The organism is Nocardia sp. NPDC058705 (genome assembly GCF_042749305.1).
Taxonomy (GTDB): domain Bacteria; phylum Actinomycetota; class Actinomycetes; order Mycobacteriales; family Mycobacteriaceae; genus Nocardia.
Window position 1 is genome coordinate 16,002 of the sequence record NZ_JBHYRN010000028.1, and the last position, 19,539, is coordinate 35,540.

Annotated in this window: 21 protein-coding genes; 8 read left to right on the forward strand and 13 right to left on the reverse strand. The window is 67.0% G+C overall.

The annotated features are described in order from the left end of the window. The first annotated feature begins 184 nt into the window (after positions 1 to 184). Positions 185 to 598, forward strand: coding sequence for a RidA family protein (locus ACFW6D_RS25990; RefSeq protein ID WP_379332265.1), 414 nt, complete (start codon positions 185 to 187; stop codon positions 596 to 598). Further along, positions 595 to 1,683, forward strand: a complete 1,089-nt coding sequence (locus tag ACFW6D_RS25995) for an NADH:flavin oxidoreductase (protein ID WP_379332267.1) — start codon at positions 595 to 597, stop codon at positions 1,681 to 1,683. Before ACFW6D_RS25990 ends, ACFW6D_RS25995 begins: the two co-directional genes overlap by 4 nt. A 4-nt stretch (positions 1,684 to 1,687) precedes the next feature. Here the strand turns inward: ACFW6D_RS25995 and ACFW6D_RS26000 are convergent, their stop codons facing one another. Next, on the reverse strand, positions 1,688 to 2,830 hold the full coding sequence (locus tag ACFW6D_RS26000) for a serine hydrolase domain-containing protein (RefSeq protein ID WP_379332269.1): 1,143 nt from the start codon (positions 2,828 to 2,830) through the stop codon (positions 1,688 to 1,690). A 160-nt stretch (positions 2,831 to 2,990) separates the two neighbouring features. Here ACFW6D_RS26000 and ACFW6D_RS26005 point away from each other — a divergent pair, with 160 nt between their 5' ends. Continuing rightward, entirely contained in the window at positions 2,991 to 3,692 is a 702-nt protein-coding gene (locus tag ACFW6D_RS26005; RefSeq protein ID WP_379332271.1) for a helix-turn-helix domain-containing protein, read from the forward strand. Here ACFW6D_RS26005 and ACFW6D_RS26010 read toward each other — a convergent pair. Next, the gene (locus ACFW6D_RS26010; RefSeq protein ID WP_379332273.1) at positions 3,674 to 4,249 is read right to left on the reverse strand and encodes a dihydrofolate reductase family protein; all 576 of its coding nucleotides are present in this window, start codon (positions 4,247 to 4,249) and stop codon (positions 3,674 to 3,676) included. The genes ACFW6D_RS26005 and ACFW6D_RS26010 overlap by 19 nt on opposite strands. A gap of 623 nt (positions 4,250 to 4,872) precedes the next feature. On the opposite strand from ACFW6D_RS26010, the gene ACFW6D_RS26015 reads away from it, so the two are divergent. After that, positions 4,873 to 5,457: a chloramphenicol phosphotransferase CPT family protein gene (locus tag ACFW6D_RS26015; protein ID WP_379332275.1), complete on the forward strand. Its 585-nt coding sequence runs from the start codon at positions 4,873 to 4,875 to the stop codon at positions 5,455 to 5,457. Between the two features lie 236 nt (positions 5,458 to 5,693). On the opposite strand, the gene ACFW6D_RS26020 is transcribed toward ACFW6D_RS26015, so the two are convergent. The 6 genes from ACFW6D_RS26020 to ACFW6D_RS26045 form a co-directional block, all read right to left on the reverse strand. Further along, positions 5,694 to 5,861, reverse strand: coding sequence for a DUF4236 domain-containing protein (locus tag ACFW6D_RS26020; RefSeq protein WP_082843603.1), 168 nt, complete (start codon positions 5,859 to 5,861; stop codon positions 5,694 to 5,696). Positions 5,862 to 5,928: 67 nt separating this feature from the next. After that, positions 5,929 to 6,150, reverse strand: a complete 222-nt coding sequence (locus ACFW6D_RS26025; protein ID WP_379332277.1) for a hypothetical protein — start codon at positions 6,148 to 6,150, stop codon at positions 5,929 to 5,931. A 177-nt stretch (positions 6,151 to 6,327) separates the two neighbouring features. Continuing rightward, complete coding sequence (locus tag ACFW6D_RS26030; protein WP_379332279.1) at positions 6,328 to 7,290, reverse strand: helix-turn-helix domain-containing protein; 963 nt, start codon at positions 7,288 to 7,290, stop codon at positions 6,328 to 6,330. A 48-nt stretch (positions 7,291 to 7,338) separates the two neighbouring features. Continuing rightward, positions 7,339 to 7,776 carry a DUF6194 family protein gene (locus ACFW6D_RS26035; RefSeq protein WP_379332281.1) on the reverse strand — a complete coding sequence of 146 codons (438 nt, stop codon included), beginning with the start codon at positions 7,774 to 7,776 and terminating at the stop codon, positions 7,339 to 7,341. Between the two features lie 31 nt (positions 7,777 to 7,807). Next, positions 7,808 to 8,626 carry a helix-turn-helix transcriptional regulator gene (locus tag ACFW6D_RS26040; protein ID WP_379332283.1) on the reverse strand — a complete coding sequence of 273 codons (819 nt, stop codon included), beginning with the start codon at positions 8,624 to 8,626 and terminating at the stop codon, positions 7,808 to 7,810. Between the two features lie 57 nt (positions 8,627 to 8,683). Then, positions 8,684 to 9,550, reverse strand: coding sequence for an NAD(P)-dependent oxidoreductase (locus ACFW6D_RS26045; RefSeq protein ID WP_379332285.1), 867 nt, complete (start codon positions 9,548 to 9,550; stop codon positions 8,684 to 8,686). A 234-nt stretch (positions 9,551 to 9,784) separates the two neighbouring features. On the opposite strand from ACFW6D_RS26045, the gene ACFW6D_RS26050 reads away from it, so the two are divergent. After that, the gene (locus ACFW6D_RS26050; protein WP_379332287.1) at positions 9,785 to 10,771 is read left to right on the forward strand and encodes an adenylate/guanylate cyclase domain-containing protein; all 987 of its coding nucleotides are present in this window, start codon (positions 9,785 to 9,787) and stop codon (positions 10,769 to 10,771) included. Positions 10,772 to 10,808: 37 nt separating this feature from the next. Further along, positions 10,809 to 11,576 (forward strand): RluA family pseudouridine synthase, encoded by a 768-nt coding sequence (locus tag ACFW6D_RS26055; protein ID WP_379332289.1) that lies wholly within the window; start codon positions 10,809 to 10,811, stop codon positions 11,574 to 11,576. A gap of 13 nt (positions 11,577 to 11,589) precedes the next feature. Here the strand turns inward: ACFW6D_RS26055 and ACFW6D_RS26060 are convergent, their stop codons facing one another. Next, the gene (locus ACFW6D_RS26060) at positions 11,590 to 12,132 is read right to left on the reverse strand and encodes a DUF4333 domain-containing protein (RefSeq protein ID WP_379332291.1); all 543 of its coding nucleotides are present in this window, start codon (positions 12,130 to 12,132) and stop codon (positions 11,590 to 11,592) included. A 229-nt stretch (positions 12,133 to 12,361) separates the two neighbouring features. Between ACFW6D_RS26060 and ACFW6D_RS26065 the strand changes: the two genes are divergently transcribed. Continuing rightward, positions 12,362 to 13,141 carry a phosphodiesterase gene (locus ACFW6D_RS26065; RefSeq protein WP_379332293.1) on the forward strand — a complete coding sequence of 260 codons (780 nt, stop codon included), beginning with the start codon at positions 12,362 to 12,364 and terminating at the stop codon, positions 13,139 to 13,141. Between the two features lie 88 nt (positions 13,142 to 13,229). Here ACFW6D_RS26065 and ACFW6D_RS26070 read toward each other — a convergent pair whose 3' ends face one another. Together ACFW6D_RS26070 and ACFW6D_RS26075 are read right to left on the reverse strand one after the other, a co-directional pair. After that, complete coding sequence (locus ACFW6D_RS26070) at positions 13,230 to 13,715, reverse strand: ester cyclase (RefSeq protein WP_379332295.1); 486 nt, start codon at positions 13,713 to 13,715, stop codon at positions 13,230 to 13,232. After that, positions 13,705 to 14,511 carry a PIG-L deacetylase family protein gene (locus ACFW6D_RS26075; protein ID WP_379332297.1) on the reverse strand — a complete coding sequence of 269 codons (807 nt, stop codon included), beginning with the start codon at positions 14,509 to 14,511 and terminating at the stop codon, positions 13,705 to 13,707. Before ACFW6D_RS26075 ends, ACFW6D_RS26070 begins: the two co-directional genes overlap by 11 nt. 106 nt (positions 14,512 to 14,617) lie before the next feature. Here ACFW6D_RS26075 and ACFW6D_RS26080 point away from each other — a divergent pair, with 106 nt between their 5' ends. Next, on the forward strand, positions 14,618 to 15,796 hold the full coding sequence (locus tag ACFW6D_RS26080) for an acyl-CoA dehydrogenase family protein (RefSeq protein ID WP_379332299.1): 1,179 nt from the start codon (positions 14,618 to 14,620) through the stop codon (positions 15,794 to 15,796). 22 nt (positions 15,797 to 15,818) lie between these two features. On the opposite strand, the gene ACFW6D_RS26085 is transcribed toward ACFW6D_RS26080, so the two are convergent. After that, entirely contained in the window at positions 15,819 to 18,590 is a 2,772-nt protein-coding gene (locus ACFW6D_RS26085; protein WP_379332301.1) for an ATP-binding protein, read from the reverse strand. 29 nt (positions 18,591 to 18,619) lie between these two features. Beyond that, positions 18,620 to 19,531, reverse strand: a complete 912-nt coding sequence (locus ACFW6D_RS26090; RefSeq protein ID WP_379332303.1) for a LysR family transcriptional regulator — start codon at positions 19,529 to 19,531, stop codon at positions 18,620 to 18,622. Between the last annotated feature and the right edge of the window lie 8 nt (positions 19,532 to 19,539).

Here is a 19,539-nt window from a genome sequence, read left to right on the forward strand (position 1 = left end):
TCATCCCCGTCTCGCGGCGCGCGCCGATCCCACGCGAGGTCGGCGCGCATACCGACGTCAGGCCGATCTTCGATGCTTCAGACGTGACGTTACGTAACGTATTGACAAGATCGGAGGGGCAGCCGTACTGTTTTAGGCGTTACGGAACGTTCCGTAACGCATTCCGCATTGGAGGGAACCCGCGATGACCACTCCCAAGATTCGGCCCGAAATCCGCAAGGTCGCCACCGACCCCGACTGGTACCAGCCCTACCGAATCTCCCAGGCGATCACCGCCAACGGCCTGATCTACGTCTCCGGACAGGCCGGGTTCACCGAAGACGGGCGCACGGTCCCCGGCGGATTCCTCGAGCAGGGCCGCCAGGCGTTCCGCAACGTCGAGCGGGTGCTGGCGCAAGCGGGCGCCGACCTCGGTGATGTGATCAAGGTCGGCATCTTCGTCCGCGATATGGCCGCCAACCTGGCGCACGTGATCACCCTGCGCGAGGAGTTCCTGCGCGAGCCCTACCCGGCCGATACGCTGCTGGAAGTCTCCGCGCTCGCCCAACCCGACTGGCAGATCGAGGTCGAGGTCATCGCGGTGGAGTCGAACCGATGACCACTGTGGAAACGCGCCACCCCGCGCTCGCGCCGTACACCCTCGGCTCGCTGCCGCTGCACAACCGCCTCGCCGTCGCACCGATGACACGGGTCTCCGCCCAACCCGACGGAACCCCGACCGACCGAATGGCCGAGTACTACCGCGAATACGCGCGCGGCGGCTTCGGCCTGATCATCACCGAAGGCGCCTACCCCGACATCACCCACAGCCAGGGCTATGCGAACCAACCCGGCCTGGCCACCGATCGACACATCACCGGCTGGCGCAAGGTGGTCGACGCGGTGCACGACGCCGGTTCGACGATCATCGCCCAGCTGATGCACGCCGGCGCCATCTCCCAGGGCAACGCCTACGGGTACGAGAGCATCGGCCCGTCGGCCGTCCCACCACGTGGGCAGAAGATGGCCAGTTATGGCGGCGCGGGCGACTGGAGCACGCCCCGAGCGATGACCGCCCGTGACATCGATGCCGCTGTCGCCGGTTTCGCTGCCGCCGCGGTCAATGCGAAGGCAGCGGGATTCGACGGCGTCGAGATCCACGGAGCCAACGGCTACCTGCTCGACCAATTCCTCACCGACTACACCAACCAGCGCACCGACGAATACGGCGGTCCGGTGCACAACCGAATATGGCTCACCGCAACGGTTCTCGCTGCGGTCCGCGACGCGGTCGGCGACTATCCGGTCGGCGTGCGACTGTCCCAGACCAAGGTCAACGACTTCACCTATCGCTGGTCCGGAGCCGAGGACGACGCCCGGGTGATCTTCGAAGCGCTGTCCGAGGCGACCTACCTCCACATCGCGGGCGACGGGGGTTCGACCGTCACCCGACTCGCCCGCGAGATGTCGGGTCGCCCGGTGATCGCCAACGGTGGACTGGCCGATCTGCGGCTGGCCGCCGACGTGCTGAACGACGAACACGCCGATGTGCTGGCTTTCGGACAAGCGGCGCTCGCCAATCCCGACCTGCCGCAGCTACTCCGCTCCGGTGCCGAACTTGCGGCCTACGATCCCGAGATGCTCAGGCCTACCGCGACTTTGGATTCCGCCTCCGAGTGGCGTGCGAGGAGGAAGTCTGGGTGACGCGCTACTTTTCACAGAGTGCGTGGTCCACCAATTCGTTCACAGCGCGCAATTGCGCGAATCCCCTACTGCGCGCGACATCTTCGCCGACTGCGAGAGTGGCTGACAACGAGACGACGGCACTTCGGCTTCCGTCGTCGGTTACTCCGGCATTGGTGAGAAATCCTGTTTGGCCACCGTTGTGCATCCAATAGGTGCCGCCGCAGGTCAGTGGTACCGAGAACAGACCGAGGCCGTAGCTCGCGCCGGGCCAGACCATTCCGGTGACTCCGTCGACCGGCACCGTGGTGCGCATCTGGGCCAGCTCTTCGGGGCGGAGTAGTTTGCCGCCGAGCAGGTTTCGGTAGAAGGCGCCGACGTCTGCGGTGGTGGAGATGTGGCCGACGGAGGCGTCGGCGTCGACCAGTTCGGTGACATCGATCAGGGGGCCGTCGGCCTCGAATTGCTGGTAGCCGTGCGCGTGTGGAGTGGGCAGGGTGGGGGTGGTGCCCGGCCAGTGGGTGTCCCGTAGCCCGAGCGGTTCGAGGATGCGCGTACGGACCTCGTCGTGCCAGGGGCGATCGGTGACCTGCTCGATGATCATGCCCGACAGGACATAGCCGGTATTGGAGTACGACCATCCCGCGCCCGGTGCGAAATCGGGGGCGTGTCGCATGGCCGACGCCACGGTCTCCCGTGGATCACGGACCTGGTAGCGGAGTCGGTAATAGTCGTCGGCAGTGGTCATTTCGGGCGGGCTTTCATGAATACCGCTGGTGTGCTGCAGAAGCTGACGGACCGTGATCACGGATCCGTCATTTCCATTGCCGTGCACGACATCCGGAATCCACTGCTGCACGGTGTCATCGAGCGTGAGCCGCCCTTCACCGACCAACTGAAGAACCACAGTCGCAACCATGGTCTTGGTCAGACTTCCGATTCGAAAATATCCTTCCGTCGAAACCTGTTCCGCCGCATTGGTATCTGTCCTTCCCGTCGCCCTCGACCGATCGGCACCGGTGGCGGCATCCACAAATCTGGCCTGCACACCGGTGGTGCCGAGTGCCGCGATCGCATCGACGTCACGTTGCAGGGCATCGGGTTCATCGCCGCAGCCACCGACCACCAAGGCCAGCACAAGCACTACGGCCACCATCATGGATCGCATCGGGCGCCCCTTTCGACTCAGTGGGGAACCTATCGACGGCCCACACCCCGCGGCATCCCTCCGCAGTACTGCTTTCGAGCTCCCGATTCGGCGTGCCTGTCACCCTCGAGTACCAGTTCCGGCGGGCGCAGCGGCGATTAGGATCTCGATGGTGGGATTGGTGTTCGAGACGCGCGGGTCGGATTCGCCGTGGGTGGAGTCGGTGTGGACCTGCCGGAGTGAGCAGGTCGCGGAGATGACGTCCGTGGCGACCGAGACCTGGGGATTGGTGTTCTGGGAGCAGCAGGGGGTGAGCTGCGCGGCGGTCACCGGGCCGGAAGTTCGCACCGGCACCGCGCCTGTTCCCGAGGGGGCGGACTTCGTCGGGATCCAGTTCGCGGTCGGCACGTCGTTGCGGGCGGTGACCGCATCGACCCTGGTCGACAGCGGGATCGTGCTGCCCGATGTGACCGCACGGGGCTTCTGGCTGGACGGCGAGCGTTGGGAGACCCCGCACGCCGACGATGCGGAAGCGCTGGTCGAGCGACTTGTCGGCCGAGATGTCGTGGTCCGTGACGCCCTCGTCGCCGACACGCTGCGTGGCCTGCAGCCCGCGATGACCGAGCGCACGCTCGAACGTCGTTTCCGGGCGGCGACGGGTCTCACCCAGGGCGCGGTCCGTCAGATCGAACGCGCGCGCACGGCGGCGCTGCTGCTGAGTGCGGGCGAGTCACCGGCTGATGTCATCGACAAGCTCGGCTACTACGACGAGCCCCACCTCGCCCGCGCGCTGCGCCGGTTCGTCGGGCGGACGGCGCGGCAGCTGCGCGAGGGGAGCGAGGGGGCGATCGCGTTGGACGTCGGTCAGCGCACGACGTCGTAGACCATCTTGGCGACACCGTTGGAGTAGGTCGCCGAGTCACGCAGGCGCAGTTGCTGTTTGGGGCGATCGGCCCGGCCGAACAGGCTCTTGCCCGCGCCGAGCAGCACCGGGAACACGAGCAGGTTGTACCGGTCGATCAGGTCGGCATCCGAAAGCCGCTGTGCCAGTTCGGCACTGCCGTGGATGTAGATGGGACCGCCCTCGGTCTGCTTGAGCTTTTCGATGTCCTCGGTCGAGCGCAGGATGGTGATGTCGCCCCAGCCGTCGATCAGCTTGTCATCGGAGAGTGACTCCGACACAACATATTTGGGCAAATCTTTGTAGGCGGCGTGGTCCTCGGAATCGCGCCAGATCGGGGCGAACGCCTCGTAGCTGCGACGCCCGAACATCAGCGCGGTGGTGTCGGCGAGCTCCTCGCCCTTCAGCGAATACGCTTCCGGCACGAACTCGGTCTCCATCACCCATCCGCCACTGCGATGTCCCTCGACCGTCCCGCCGGGCGAGTCCACCACACCGTCGAGCGACATGAACCCCGTGTAAACCAGTTCGCGTGCCATCACAATCCTCCTGAAATCCGAATGTTCGAAACTGCCTGCGGTCAGCCTAGAGAGCCCTCCCCCACCCTGTCTTGGACGAAACCGACACGTGCGTTCGGCAGGCGCTCACGCGTTCCAGTCGACAGGACCGGCGCCCCGGCGGGGTACGGAACCGCTACTGGTCGGCGCCTGCGTGCTTGGCATGAATTGCACTACGGCGAGCCGCGACACGGGCCGCACGACGGTCACGACTATCGGCAGTGCGGCGAGAATTCGACGGTGCACGTTCGCGCGGCGACACCACCACATCCGCCTCAGCGTCTCTCCCGACGCGACCACGAACCCGATCCACCCCAGCACTGACCGCATCCCAAAGCCACGATGCGACGCAGAGCAGCACGAACCCCACCCCCGCAATCACCAACACCGGCCCGAAGACCGTCTCTATCACGAACTTCCCCACGGAGAACCGCCCAACGCCAGTGCGGCCACGCCGCGATGATCACAACCGGCGAATGCTACAACCACCCCACTCCATCCGCGACCGCTACCCGGTCGTCCCTGGCTGACATCCGTACTCGGCATGCCGGAGGTACCTGAGCCCTCCAGACCTCGCGCACTCGGGTTTCTGATTGACTGGATGGATGCCGGTTTTATCGGGTCATGGGGAGCAGTCCGGTCAGGTCGTTCTCCTCAACGGGGCGTCGAGTTCGGGCAAGTCGAGCATCGCGCAGCGGCTGCTGGTCGACCTCGAACGGCCCTTCTTCCACATGGGCGTCGACATGATCGGCGCGATGCGATCGCCGTCGCGGACCCATGCACTCGATTCCGCCGAACTCGCCGCCGTCCTCCGGCGAACCCGAGCAGGGTTCCATCGAGCCGTCGCCGCGATGGCCGGGGCGGGCAACGACATCATCATGGATCACGTCCTCAGCGAGCCGTGGCGCCTCCGCGACTGCTTGTCCGTCATGAACGGCATCGACGTCGTCTTCGTCGGAGTGCACTGCTCACTCGACGAATTACAACGCCGAGAACTGCAACGCGGTGACCGCCCGATCGGCACCGCGGCCGACCAGATCCACCCCGTGCACGCCCACGGAATCTACGACCTCGAACTCGACACCAGCACCGACACTGTCGAAGACTGCTCCGCACAGATCACCACGTTCTTAGGCCGAACCCCGACGAACCGAGCATTCGACCGACTTCGATCCGCGCCAAAACCTTGATGCACGTGCATGATCCAGGGTCGGCATGGCTCCGTTCACACAGACCGGCAGTCGGCGGGAGACACTTCGGTGGTGAGCCACAGCCCTGACCTGTTCGTGCCTGCCCTCCCGATTTTCCTGGCGTTTCTCGGCGCCGGCCTTGCCATGAATCTCACCCCGGGGCTCGACACGATGTTCGTGATCGGGCAGGCGGTGGGGCTGGCTGTCGGTCTGGGTGTTGTCTCGGTGAAGCGCAGTCAGCGCTGGCGCCAGCTCAGGGGGCCGGGGAGGTCGACGCTGTTCTTGCGGGTGCGGGAATTCCAGGACCAGGGGCCGATCTTGATGCCCCAGGAGGACAGACCGGCCTGGGTGAAGTTGAACTTCAGTGGTCCGAAGGATTTGCGCTGACGGAACTTGATGGGCATGAACGGCCTCCCTGATCGCCACCAGGATAGCCGATCCGATTATGTCCCACCGGTTTCGGCGGAGCCGCTACGACGAACCCGCGCGATCCGAATTGCCGCGGCGGTGGGCGAGGGCGAGGAGGGCGAGGCCGGTGGTGGTTGCCAGGATTATGGCGAGGGTAAGCAGGACGAGGGGGGTGGTCGCGGTTCGGTCGGCGCCGCTGTGGCGGATCAGCAGGGCCGCGATCAGGGGGCCGATCATTGCCAGCGCCGCGGCGATCAGCAGCAATCCGCCGGTGATCAATTCCACGCGGCCGAGCCTGGCATGGGATAGCGCTTGCGCTGACCTGGTATGTACTGACATGACCTCCCCTTTCGTTGGTATCTGAAAGGTACCGCGCCGAACGCGATAAACCGCGACCATGAGACCGGACCGTCGCGAAGTCTGACATCAGCAAACAAATGGCGACCAGAAGTGCCAGCGGTGTCAGTCCCGCGTCGAGGACAGAATGCTTTCTCGATATTCGCCGGGGGTCATCCCGATTTCACTGCGAAATGCGCGATAGAAAATACGGTCGCCGGTGAATCCACAGGCTCGGGCGATCGAGCCGATGGTGCGATCGGGGGCGGTGGCGAGCAGTTCGCACGCTCGTTCGGCGCGCAGGGTGCGCAGCAATGCCATCGGGCCGCCGTCGCGATCGCCGACGACACGGAACAATTTGCGCCGCGACATGCCGCAGGCCTCGGCGATGCGGTCGGTGCTCAACCGCGGGTCGGCCAACGAGTGGCGCAGGAACGTCATCAGTTGTTCGCGGTCGAGGGCCGGGACCGCGGGCCCGCGACCGAGGGAAAGGGTGGCGCCGAGGAGTTCGACACCTGCGTTGAGCATGGGCACCGAACCCATCGTCTCCGGCGGGAGCGTGATCAGCCGACGGAAGAAGTCGATGACCACCGCACCGTGCGCCACCGGAGCGACCAGGCGCACCGGTGGCAACGCATCGGCATCGAGCCCGGCCGAGCGCAGGATCGTTTCCTTCGGCACCCGGATGAGCAGCGCCTCGTAGTCCGCGGTGCGAGCCTCCTGGGGACGTTCGCTGTCGACCAGGTACATCGTGCCGACCGGCGCCCGCACGAATCTGTCGTCACACACGATTTCGGCGACACCGGACAGTGTGAGCACCGCGAGTACGGACGCGTCGCAACCGCGGGCGATGTGCTGGTCGGTGCGCCGGGCGCGCTCGGCGGAGTTCGCCGTCACGACCATCGACAGCGGATCGGCCATAACCTTCGGGACCAGCGAAGCGGAGAACGGTCCGTCGCCGAGCGGCTCCATCGAGCACGGCATGACCGATTCGCTCATCACCGACGTCCAGAAGTCGAACGATTCCCGCGCCGGTACCGCGGCCGTGGAAATCACCTGGCCGCCGACGACGATCCCGTCCTGGTCCATAACTCCATGCTGGCACTCATCGCCGCCATCTGGAACCAATTGACGGTGCTATTGCGCCGCGCGTCGCTCGAATCGGGTGTGTGCCCGGTCGTGGGCTTCGCTCAGCATCGCGCGAACCGACGCTTCTGTGGCCTGCCCCGGATTGACGACCGCGAGCCAATTCGCGGAGGCGTAAAGGGGGTGGGCGACGACGGTGTCGTCGATACTCGCGTCGGTCGGGGCGGCCGCTTCGGTGAAAGTCGCCTTGCTCACGGCGAAATTGACGCGAAAGCTGCCGGGCCGGTTGAGGTCGGATGTCTCGTCGCCTGGGTAGTCCTTGGTCACGATGGTGGCGAACGGCTGACCGGCGGGGACGACACCGTCGGGGGCGTAGTAGAAGAAAGTGTCGCCCCAGGCGAGCTCGGGTGCGTCACTGCCTTCGGTCGGTTGCAGCAGCAATACTCCGCCGAGGCCGGTCACGTAATCGATTATCTCGTCGATCGTCATGCTTCGAGCGTCTCATCCGGGTCCGACAGGATCAGTGCGCGCCGACCAATTCGCGCGCACGCAGCGCGTCGATCGCTTCGCTCGCGGCCGAGTTCGGGTCCACCGTGTAGACCACCAGCACCTGATCCTGGTCGTCCGGCAGATCCAGTGTCTCGTAACCGAATTCGATCCGACCGACCACCGGGTGGTGAATCAGCTTGTGGCCGTGGGAGTTACGCGTGGCGGACTGGATCGACCAGATGCGATGGAAGACCGGGTTGCCTGCGATGAGGTCGTCGATGAGCGAGGTCAGGCGGCGATCACGCGGGCGACGGGCCACCTGGCGACGCAGGTAGGCGGCAGTCTCGGCGGCCACCGGTTCCCAGTCGGGATAGAAGACGCCCGCGTCGGGGTGCAGGACCGTGAAGCGGGCCAGATTGCCCTCGGGGTCGGCGGCGAAGTCGAATATCTTGTCGCCCATGGCATTCCAGGCGAGCACTTCCATGTGCCGACCGAGCACGAACGCGGGCGTGGCGATCGAGTCGAGCAGTAGTCGGGTGCCGGGGCGGACCGTCGGGCAGTAGTTGTAGTCGGGGTCGGCGGGGCGGACCAGGGTGTAGAAGTGGTCGCGCTCGGCAGCGTCGAGGCGCAGGGCGCGGGCTACGGAATCGAGCACCGAATCGGGGAAGTCTTCGTCGCGGCCCCGCTCCAGTCGCGTGTAGTAATCCACGCTCATGCCGGCCAGCTGGGCGACTTCCTCGCGGCGTAATCCGACCATTCTGCGGCGACCGTATTCGCTCAGTCCGACGGCGGCGGGTTGGATGCGGGCGCGCCTGGTGCGAAGGAACTCGCCGAGAGCGGGTGACGACATGGCAGCCAGCGTAGAAGGTATCGGCCGCCCCCGTTACATCGCATCGTGCGAAGGCGTCTACAGCGTGCTGCGTTGAGTGAGCAGCTCGATCAGCGCGGTGACGCTCTGCCCACCGCGCCCCTCGGCGACCGCACGGCCCAGCAGCTCGTGCATCGGGGCGTGCCAGGACATGTCGACGCCCGTTTCGGCGCCGAGTCGCATGTCGTCGGCCACGGCGGTGTGGAACAGCTCGACCGACGCGCCGAGGCGGGTGTAGTCCTTGTCGTCGATTTCACCGGCCAGGACCGGCAGCAGCGATTCGATCATCTGCAGCCATTTCACCGAATAGGGCACCATCGTCGACGCGGGCAGGCCGCGCGACGCCAGTACCGCCGCGCCTTCCAGGAATCCGAGCAGGGCCGGGAGCAGGGTCGCACCGACGGCAGATTCGTAGAGCGCGGCCAGATCCGGTTCGGCACCGAGGAATTCGAGATCACCGCCCAGCACGCGCAGGGTCGCGGAGTGAGTCTCGAAGACGTCGCGATCACCGCCGAAGTACAGCAGCGTATTCGGATCACCCACGGCCGCAGGCACATTCTTGATCGCACCACCGAGGAAACGGGCACCCGCGCTGTTCGCGAATTGCGCGAATCCCCTTGCTTGGTCGGGTGTTCCGCTGTTCAAGGTGATCAGGTCTCGGCCCAGTAGATCGGTACCGCGCAGACTCTCGTGTGCGGCTTCGAAGGAAGTGAGGCAGGAGATGATCACCGGACTCGCGGCGACGGCGTCGGCGATGCCGGGGTGCGCGTTCGCGCCGACCAGAGCCGCCGCCTTGTCGTGGCTACGGTTCCAGACCGCGGTGCGATATCCCGCGGCGACGAAAGCACCGGCTACCGCGCTACCCATCGACCCGGTTCCGAGCACCGTCACCGATTCGTTGATCATCTCGACTCCTGTCCAGGACCATCGCTCGACCGCCCTGATCCGAGTGTCGGTGCGCCGCCCACCTGCGAACAAGTACGCACTTTCGCCATCCCTTGCCCACCTCTGGGTAAGCGACCAGGTCAGGCGATGGCGCTGTGCCAGGTGTCACGGGCGAGAGCAGCGGATTTGATGACCCTTGCCAAGGCGGGGACGAGGATGACCGTCGCTCGCGTGGCGCAGTCGTAGAGTCTGGGTATGTCGGACGCCGAGATGACCGAGTTGGTGCAGCGCAGTGTCGAGGAGGCACTGCTCGGTGGGCCGCGCCGATATACGCGCACGCAGGTCGCCGAGCAGTCGGGCGTACCGGAGGCGGAGTCGCGGCGGTTGTGGACCGCGCTGGGATTTCCGGCGAATGAGGACGACGAGGTCGACTACACGCAGAGCGACATCACCTCGGTCACCAACTTCCGGAGCATGAAAGTTGTTGCCGCGTCCGATATTCGGCAGCAGGCTGCGGCGGCGCGGACGATCGGTCAGGGCATGGCGCGGCTGGCGGAGTGGCAGGCCGATCTGGTGCTGGCCGAGATCAAGGTGCGGGCCGAATCGGCCGATCCCGCGATTGCGCTCGAGGAACGGATCAGGGCCGCAACGGAATCCACGATGGCCGGCATCGACCAGTTGCAGTCGTATGTGTGGCGCAGGCATCTGGCGGCCGCGGTCGCCAGGTCGAACGAGGCCCAGGGCGGCGGTTCGATGCGGACGCTGGCGGTGGGATTCGCTGACATGGTCGGCTTCACCCGCCTCACCAGGCACCTGCACCCCGACGAATTGTCCACGCTGCTGGAAGCTTTCGAGTCGACCACCACTGCGGCGATCACCGACAACGGCGGCTGGGTGATCAAGAATGTCGGCGACGAGGTGATGTTCGCCGCCGAGACCGCCGAGGACGGCGCCTACATCGCACTCGCCATCCAGGAGTCGACCATGCTCGTCGGCGGCACCCCGGAACTGCGCGTCGCCTTCGCCTACGGCGAGGTTCTGCAACGCTTCGGCGACGTGTACGGCTCGGTCGTCAATATCGCCGCCCGGCTCACCGGCGTGGCCCGGCCCGGCAATGTCCTCATCGACGACGCGGCGGCCGAGGCCCTCGACAACCATCCCGATTTCGCCATTCGCCACCTGCGCAGCGTCCGCGTGCGCGGGTTCAACCGCCTGCGCCCGCACCGCCTGCGGCAGGCATGAGCGACTGGGTGACGACACCGTTCTCTAGGGTGTTGTAGTGGATTTGGATTGGCGCAGTGTGCGCGAGGACTACACCGTGTTCGCCGACGATGCCGTGCTCGCGTTGAACAAACCGGCGGGGATCTCGGTGACCGGGGAGCGTCACGACACCGATCTGGTGGAGTTGGCGCAGGCCGCGGGGACACAGCTGTATCCGGTGCACCGGATCGACAAGGTCACCTCCGGGCTGGTGCTGCTGGCTACCGATCTGGCCGCGCACGGGCCGCTGACCAGGCAGTTCAACAATCAGACCGCGCGCAAGGCGTATCTGGCGATCGTATCGGGCGCCGACCTGCCCGAGCACGGCGAGCTCGATCTGCCGTTGAGTGTGGGGCGCAAGAATCGGGTGCGGATCGCGGCGCCGCGGGAGGCGATCCAGCGCGAGGGTGACCGCTGGTTCGTCGACGAGGTCGACCTGCTGCCCGCCAAGAACTACCCGTCGCGGACCCTGTTCAGCACCGTCGCCCGGCACGGCGACAACGCGCTGCTGGCCCTACGGCCGGTGACGGGGCGGCGTCATCAGATCCGCGTGCAGCTGGCCTGGATCGGCCACCCGATCCTCGGCGACCCGCTGTTCGACCGCACCGCCGCGCTCCCCCGCACCCACCTGCACTCCTGGAAACTCGGGCTCGCCGCCGACTGGCTGACCCCACCGGTCCTCGACCTGGAAGCCACCCCCGGCCCCGACTTCTGGGCACCGCTGACCGGCGACCCGGACGAGGCCGCACGACTGCTCGATGTCGCGAGCCAGGTCACCGGCGGCTGAGCCCGCGGGGGCCTTATTCGACGAGTCGCCAGTCGCTACCGCCCTCGTTGCGAGCGGTCACCTCGATCGTCCCCGACTCACCCTGTTCATCGAGCGCCGTGCAGTTGAAGACGCTGCCGACCTCGACGATCTTCAGCCCCTGCCCGCAGTCCACCGTCACCGGGAAACCCACCTGCGCCGCGACGTCGGTGGTGAGGCTGTTGGCGGTTGCGGCGAGGTCGAACGCGATGTCGCGCGTAGTGAACTTCACCGAGCCCTCGTCGTCTTCGACCTTCACATCCACCCGCACGTCGTTGCCGTCGAGAACGGCGGTGCAGACGAAGGTCTCGCCCTTCTTCGGATCGTCGGCCAGCCGTGGACATTTGACCGAGTCGACCTTGCGCGACATCGGCGCGTAGGCCTTGTCCAGCTCCGCGGTGATGTCCTTTTCCAGCGCGTCGTAGTCCGGCCCGCCGATCGAGATCGACCCGCTGCACCCGAACAGGGCCAGCGAGAGCGGAACAGTCAACGCGCCCAGGAGGACTCGGGTTCTGGGCGCTGCAATAGAGAGAGACACGCCGCTAAAGCTACGCAGTCGCGGGCGTACTACAACGCCGCATCCCGCACACCGGAACGCACAGATTCGCGGGCGTGAAAGGTGACACAGACCACTGAGCAGGTTCTCGGCCGTGGCACGACTCATGAAGACGAATAAGCGCAGGTCATCTAGCCTTGAGAGGTGCCGATGAGCGATACCGGCACACTCTGACGCAACGGAGCGATCCCAGAGAAGAAAGCGACTGCCGATGATCCTGGCGGCTCAGCTCAGCGATACCCACTTCGACCTCAGCGCGCGCAACACCGAACGGGTGGAGGCGGTGATGGGCTATCTGGCGGACCTGCCACGCAGGCCCGACGTCATCCTCGTGACCGGCGACATCACCGATTCCGGCACACCGGAGCAGTACGCGCAAGCACGTCTGGCCCTGCAGACCGACCTCCCCCTGTACCTGCTGCCCGGCAACCACGACGACCGAGCCAACTTTCGCACCGCACTGCTGGGCGAGCCCGCCACGACCACCCCGATCAACAGTGTCCACACGATCGGCGCACTGACCGTGATCATGCTCGACTCGAGCATCCCCGGCCAACCCGCCGGCCTGCTGGGCGAGGACACCTTCGACTGGCTGCGCGCGACACTGGCCGAGCTGCCCGACGGGCCCATCCTGGTGGCCCTGCACCACCCGCCCAAACGCGTGTTCAGCCCCGTCGTCGATGTGATCGCGCTCGCCGATCCGGGCCGGCTGGCCGCCGTGGTCGCGGGTGACCCACGCATCGTCGGCATCCTCACCGGCCACGCCCACGCCCCCATCGCGACGACCTTCGCGGGCAAACCCATGATCACCTGCCCCAGCACCGCATCCGTCCTCGGCGGCGAATGGGAGGTGGCGCCGCCTGATCGCGTCATGGATTACGCCCCCGAACCGGCCCTCGCGCTGCATGTGATCGACGAGAACTTCGGGCTGACAACACATTTCCGCACGGTCGCCATGGGCGGCTGGCTGGGCGTGCCGCCGCCCGCTTGATCGTCGGCCACCCGGCGTAATCGTACAAACGGCGCGCTTTCAATCAGTTTTCTGATTTTTTGGCGTCGAATTGTACGAAGATGCCGGTCTAACGGAGGCCGACGCGCATCCGACTGCGCCGCACTGGCGGATTGTTGGGGGCGGAGCCGAGTTCGCCGCGGTCGACTGTTCGTTCGATGATCAGGCCGTCGACGAGGCGGAACCAGTAGGTGTGCAGCACGGTGAAGATCGCGCCGCTGGCGGGGATCGTCTGCTGTGGGCGGCCGTCGGGGCCGTAGAGGACCAGGTCGTGGGAGTGGGTGCCGCTCATCGCGGCGTACACGGCGACCTGGTTCTCGTCGGCGACGAGGCGGTGGATCGACCAGTCGAGGTCGGTGAAGGTTTCGCGTAACCACAGCGATGTCGCGTGGATCGCCGACGGGCCCTGCGCACGGCAATCCGGTGGGACGTAGGGGCCTGCGTGGTTGCGGGCCAGCGGGTGGAAGACGGCGGCGAAGTCGTCGGGGGTGCCGTGGCTGAGCAGTTTCACGGCGAGGATGCCGAGGGTGCGGGCGCGGGCCAGGTCAGCATCCATCACTTGCCGCCACGGATTCGCGCACTTCGGTGGCGACGACGAAGGTTTCCTCGGCCACCAGGTCGTGCAGCAGCGCCTCGTCGACGGAGGCGGTGAGAGCGCCGGTCTGCGTGGACATCGCGCGCAGGGCGGTGATCTTGCGATCGAGGGCGGTGCCGGTCAGGGTGTGGTTCAGGGGGATCTCGGCGCGGGGCACGCCGACGGGGCGCAGGGGGCTCATGTACATGTCCCACTCCTCGTAGAGCGGCATGAAGCGGGCGAGTTTCTCGGCGGACGGCACCGCGTACAGGAGTCGGCCGGGGCGGCCCGCGGCGTGCCAGGCGCGGGTGACCCAGCGGTGGACGGCGATGTGGTCGAGGTGGAAGGTCATGCCCTCCGGACCGAAGGTGAGGACGGTGTCGGGCTGGACTTCGGCGAGAAGGTCTGCGGCCCACGCTCTTCCGGACAGATCGTGCATCGGGAACTCGCCGTCGGGGAAGTCGTCGACGCGGTGTTCGGTGACACCGAGGACTGCCATCGCGGCAGCGGCTTCCCAGCGGCGCACCTGGCCGAGGCGTTGCGGGGGCCAGGTCACGGCACCGTTCGTACCCGATGTCGTGTCCTCGATGACGAGCTCACCCGTGGCGGAGCGGATGATCACATTCCTCGTACCCAGTTCGCCGGCGGAGGCGTTCGCGCAGACCACTCGTTGACCGTTGTCGCGAGCCGCCGCCATGATCCCGGCGGCCAGATAGGTTTCGTCGTCGGGGTGGGCCCAGACCGACAGGATCGTGCCCAGTTCTTCGATTGCGATCATGGCGTTCAGCCTGCGTGGGCGGCCTGTCAGCGGGCTGTCAGGCGCCGGGCGGCCCGTGACAGCGCGCGACAGCGGCGTAACAGCCCGACCCCGAACAGTGGCTCCCATGACTCAGACCATCAGCGAAACCCGCACCATCCCGACCGACATGCTGGAACGGTTTCGGTCCCGTGCGGCCGCCCACGACCGTGCCAACACCTACTTCACCGAGGACCTCGCCGAACTGCGCGGCATCGGCTACCTTGCCGCCGCCGTCCCCGCCGAACGTGGCGGCTGGGGCCTGGACCTGGCCCAGCTCGCCGCGAGTCAGCGTCGCCTTGCCGCGTATGCTCCCGCCACCGCGCTGGCGATGTCGATGCATTCGTACTGGATCGGCATCGCCAACGAAATGGCAAGGGCCGGTGACCATTCGCTCGACTGGATCTATGACGAGGCGCTGGCGGGCGAAGTGTTCGCGGCGGGACATGCTGAGCCGGGCAACGACATTCCGGTGCTGCTGTCCACCTGCCAGGCCCGTCGCGTCGACGGCGGATACCGACTCACCGGACGCAAGCAGTTCGGGTCCAACGGGCCCGCGTGGAAGTGGCTGGGCGCGCACGCGCTCGATGTCGACGCCGAGGGTGGCCCGAAGGTGGTGCACGCCTTCGTGAAACGCGGTTCCGAGGGGGCGACGGTGGTCGAGAACTGGGACACGCTCGGCATGCGGCCGACCCAGAGTCACGACACCCAGCTCACCGAGGTGTTCGTGCCCGATGTGCGGATCGGCTGTGTGATGCCCGCCGGGGACGCCGAACATCCTTTCCTGCTCGGGATGACGATGTGGCCGCTGTCGCTGATCGGCGCGGTGTATCTCGGAATCGGCGACCGCGCACTGGAATTGGCGATCGAGAACGCGCGGCGCAAGAAGTCGATGGCGATCGAGCGTGGCGCCTACGCCTACAACCCGTTCGTGCAGCACCAGATCGCATCGATGTATCTGGAACTCGACGCCGCCGACGCGGTGCTGACCAAGTTCACGACGGACTGGGTGACCGGTGCCGATCACGGTGCCGACTGGGCGCCGAAGGTGTACTCGATGAAATGGCGGGCCGTGGAGGCCGCCAAGCGGGTGGTCGATATCGCGCTCGACGTGGTGGGCGGGGCGGCGATGTTCTCCGGGAACGAGCTAGAGCGGCTCTACCGCGATGTGCGGTGTGGCGGTTTCCATCCCGGCAACGACGCGCTGACCCATGAGATGGTCGGCAAGGCGGTGCTCGGCATTCTGGGCGAGCAGCCGCGCTGGTGAAACCCATGGCCCGCAGGCTGATTCAGGTCTGCGGGCCGAGGGCTGCCAGGGTGTAGTCGAGGATCGCGTCGTTGCCGAGGTCGGCGCCGTGGCGACGGGCCTGTTCGAAATCGTTGTCGCCCAGGGCTGTTCGCAAGCGTTGGGACAGCTGGTCGAGGACCTCGCGGTCGGAACCGAGGGGCTGATCGGCGGCAGCGGCGCGGATGGCTCCGTCGAGGACCGCGGCCTGTTCCGACCTGCCCAGCTGATCGAGCAACAGTGCGATCGAGCGCAGCATCACCCACTGGGTGGACCACATTCCGGCGCGCTGCCAGCTGCGGATCAACGCGGGGTACGCAGCTGCGGCGTCGGCGGTGCGGCGCGAACGGACATCGAGGGAGGCGCGCGAGGCCCCGGCGACACCGGACACGAACGTCGTGCCGGTGGCTTCGGCCATCCGCAATGCCCGGTCGAGCAGGTCGCGGGCCCGGTCCTGGTCGATATCGAGGATCGCCTCGCCCGCACAATAGAGCGCGTAGGCGACGTAAGGGGAAGTGACGGAGCCGGTTTCGGCGACGAGTTCGGCCGAACGTTGCGCGACGGTCGGATCGCCCGCGTAACCGAGCAGCATGGTCCACGTCGCCACATCCATGTTCGATGCCGGACGATCGGGGATGACGGCGGCGCGGCGATACCACTCGGCGGATTCGTCGAAGCGACCCGAGAACAGGTCGCACACACCGTAGGCACCGTAAGAGTTGTAGGGCGGGTCGTCGCAGACGGTGAGCGAGCGAGCGGCGCGGTCGTAGGCGCCGGGCAGGTCACCGGCCATCCAGCGGGCGTACGCCGCCGACGCGAGCACCCCGGCTGCGGTGGGGCCGGCGGCATCGGAGTCGGCCGCGATCACGAGTTCGGCCCAGCCGAGGACGTCCGGGCGCAGGCGGAGCAGGCCGTAGTCGGTCAGGGCAGCGACGAGGCGGGCGGCGTTCGCGGTGTCGCGGTGGTCGAGGAGCCAGTGCAGGGCGCGGTGGAGTTCGGTGATCGTGTCGTCGATGCGGGGGATGACGGCGGCCGAATGGGCGAGTTCCAGGTCGGTGCGCTCGACCCAGTCGACGAAATAGTTGGCGTGGCGGGCGCCCGCTGTGTCGTCGATGGTCGCGCGTTCGGTGCGGCCGAATGTTCGCAGGGTTTCGAGGAGGGCGTAGCGGCGGCCGGGGGCGCGCATCACCAGTGAACGTTCGGTGAGTTCGGTCAGGCGGTCGGCGGCCGGGCCGAGTTCGGTGCCGCAGACCGCGGCCGCGGCGGCGACATCGAAGGGGCCGGAGAACACCGACAAACTCGTAAACGCTTCCCGCAGCGGTTTATCGAGCAGATCCACCGACCAGGCCACGGCGGTGGCGAGGGAGCCGTGGCGGGTGGCGGTGCGGTAACCAGCTGAGAGGAAATCGAATTGGCGGTCGAGGCCTGCCGCGATCTCGTCGACTTCGTGCGAATACATCCGTGCCGCAGCGAGTTCGATGGCGAGCGGTAGTCCGTCGAGGCGGGTGACGATCGCGGAGATCTGGTCGACGACGGCGGGTTCGAGTGCGAGTTCGCCGGTGACCGAGGCGGCGCGCTCGAGGAACAGTTCGACCCCGGGAGACGTGTCGAGCGGGGGTACGCGGCGCACCTGTTCGCCTGCTACGCGCAGGCGTTCGCGGCTGGTGGCGGCTACCCGTAGGCGCGGGCAACGGGTCAGCAGCAGGTCGACCAGTGCGGCGATCGGTTCGATGACGTGCTCGCAATTGTCCAGGAGCACAAGCATTTCCGTAGTGCCGATGACGCCCGCGATGCGTTCGTCGAGCGGGATGCCGGGGCGTACGTCGATGGCGAGTGCGGCGGCGACCGCACCGACCGCACCATCGGCATCGGTGCCGGCCAGCTCACACCACACGACCGGGGTAGCGATGTGTCTGCGTCCGAGTTCGAGCAGCATCCGGGTCTTGCCTACGCCACCGGGACCGACGAGAGTCACCAGGCGGGCGTCGGCGAGCAGGGCTTCGGTCTCGGCCAGCAGGTCCGCGCGTCCGAGCAGCGCGGTGACCGACATCGGAAGTGGTTGGGCTGCTTCTGTTCTCTGATCGCCGGTGAGCAACTGCTGGTAGCGCTGCTGGAGTGGTTCGGAGGGTTCGGTACCGAGTTCGTCGGCGAGCAGGCGGCGGAATTCGTCGTAGACCCGCAGCGCGTCGGCGGAGCGGCCGGTCGCGGCCAACGCGTCGATCAGCAAGGCGCGCGGGTGTTCTCGCAGCGGGTACTCGTCGACCACCGCGCGCAGCTCGGCGGCCAACCCGTCGGTGCGTCCGGCTGCGAGCCGGTCGGCCGCTTCGGCTTCGCGTGCCCTGACCCGAAGCTCTTCCAGCCGAACCGATTCCGCTCGCGCCTCGTCGACCATGTCGAGTTCCGGATACGCGGGCCCGATCCAGCGCCGCAGGATCGACGCGGGCGAACCGCCGCCGTCGAGGATCTCCCCCAACTCGTCGGCGTCGACCACGACCCGAGCCGGATCCAGCCGGTACCCGTCGCCCGCCGAATCGATCACCTCCGGCAGTACCCGCCGCAGCCGCGACATATGGCTGTGCAACGCCGCCGCCGGATTGTTGGGCCCACCGTCGGGCCACAACAACTCGATCGCCGCGTCCACCGACACCACTGCTCCGCGCCGCAACACCAGCAGCGCGAGCAACCGCCGCGGCAACACCCCGCTCGGCGTCACCTCGTCGCCATCGGGCCCCCACACCCGCAGCGGCCCGAGCACGGCACACCGATACCGACCCACTTCGTGCACTGTTCCGCCTCTCCGCGTCTTCAGCGCGAGGTCCGGGAGCTGTGCGGCGCGACCGCCAGTTCGTCGAGCAGCTCCATCGTTCGGACGACGACTGGATTGTAGGACTCGGAATCTTTGATGTGCGCGCAGACGGTGCGCCGCGGCGTCGGATTGGTGAGTTCCAGCGCGCAGGCACCGGGCGGCAGCTCGGTGGCGCCGAGGCGCGGGATCACCGTGATGCCGATCCCGCGCGCCACGAAACGCAACGCCGACGGATAGTCGGTGGTCTCCACCTCGAAGCGAGGCGTGAAACCCGCTGCCGCACAGGCGTTCAGCATGGCCTGGCGACAGGGTCCGCGGCTGATGTCGCTGTCGATCCAGCGGTAATGCTCGAGTTCGGCCACGTCCACCGTGGTGCGGCCCGCGAGTTCGTGCCCGGCGGGCACCACCGCGACGTACGGCTCGGTCATCAGGTCACGGTGGGTGTAGCCGACCACCTGGGTCGGTTTGTCCAGGCGCACGGTGAGCGCGATATCGGGCCGGTTGACCGACACCTCGGCCAGCTCGTCGACGATGCGCAGCCGCATTCGGGTGTCGGGGAATTCGTGGGTGAGGGTGGCGACCACGTCCGGCATCCAGTTGGTGCCCGCCGAGCTGAAGGTGTTGATGGTGATCCGGCCTGCCTTGCCTGCCCGCAGGTCCGACACCGTCGACCCGAGCGCGTTCAGTTCGTCGAGCACCTTGGCGGCCTCGGCCGCGATCACCCGCCCGGCCGGGGTCGGTTCCACGCCGCGGCCCACCCGTTCGAGCAGCTGTAGGCCGGTTTCGCGTTGGAGCGCGGTGAGGTGCTGGGAGATGGCCGACGGTGAGTAGCCGAGGGTCGATGCCGCGGCGGCCACCGAGCCGGTCGCGACCACGGAGCGGAAGATCATCAAGCGGTGCGTGTCGATCATGCGAATTC

Bases quoted from the DNA above. Each gene is read 5' to 3' on its own strand.
- ACFW6D_RS25990 (WP_379332265.1), top strand. From the start codon at position 185: ATGACCACTCCCAAGATTCGGCCCGAAATCCGCAAGGTCGCCACCGAC.
- ACFW6D_RS25995 (WP_379332267.1), top strand. From the start codon at position 595: ATGACCACTGTGGAAACGCGCCACCCCGCGCTCGCGCCGTACACCCTC.
- ACFW6D_RS26000 (WP_379332269.1), bottom strand. From the start codon at position 2,830: ATGCGATCCATGATGGTGGCCGTAGTGCTTGTGCTGGCCTTGGTGGTC.
- ACFW6D_RS26010 (WP_379332273.1), bottom strand. From the start codon at position 4,249: ATGGCACGCGAACTGGTTTACACGGGGTTCATGTCGCTCGACGGTGTG.
- ACFW6D_RS26015 (WP_379332275.1), top strand. From the start codon at position 4,873: ATGCCGGTTTTATCGGGTCATGGGGAGCAGTCCGGTCAGGTCGTTCTC.
- ACFW6D_RS26020 (WP_082843603.1), bottom strand. From the start codon at position 5,861: ATGCCCATCAAGTTCCGTCAGCGCAAATCCTTCGGACCACTGAAGTTC.
- ACFW6D_RS26030 (WP_379332279.1), bottom strand. From the start codon at position 7,290: ATGGACCAGGACGGGATCGTCGTCGGCGGCCAGGTGATTTCCACGGCC.
- ACFW6D_RS26035 (WP_379332281.1), bottom strand. From the start codon at position 7,776: ATGACGATCGACGAGATAATCGATTACGTGACCGGCCTCGGCGGAGTA.
- ACFW6D_RS26040 (WP_379332283.1), bottom strand. From the start codon at position 8,626: ATGTCGTCACCCGCTCTCGGCGAGTTCCTTCGCACCAGGCGCGCCCGC.
- ACFW6D_RS26045 (WP_379332285.1), bottom strand. From the start codon at position 9,550: ATGATCAACGAATCGGTGACGGTGCTCGGAACCGGGTCGATGGGTAGC.
- ACFW6D_RS26050 (WP_379332287.1), top strand. From the start codon at position 9,785: ATGTCGGACGCCGAGATGACCGAGTTGGTGCAGCGCAGTGTCGAGGAG.
- ACFW6D_RS26065 (WP_379332293.1), top strand. From the start codon at position 12,362: ATGATCCTGGCGGCTCAGCTCAGCGATACCCACTTCGACCTCAGCGCG.
- ACFW6D_RS26070 (WP_379332295.1), bottom strand. From the start codon at position 13,715: ATGGATGCTGACCTGGCCCGCGCCCGCACCCTCGGCATCCTCGCCGTG.
- ACFW6D_RS26075 (WP_379332297.1), bottom strand. From the start codon at position 14,511: ATGATCGCAATCGAAGAACTGGGCACGATCCTGTCGGTCTGGGCCCAC.
- ACFW6D_RS26080 (WP_379332299.1), top strand. From the start codon at position 14,618: ATGACTCAGACCATCAGCGAAACCCGCACCATCCCGACCGACATGCTG.
- ACFW6D_RS26090 (WP_379332303.1), bottom strand. From the start codon at position 19,531: ATGATCGACACGCACCGCTTGATGATCTTCCGCTCCGTGGTCGCGACC.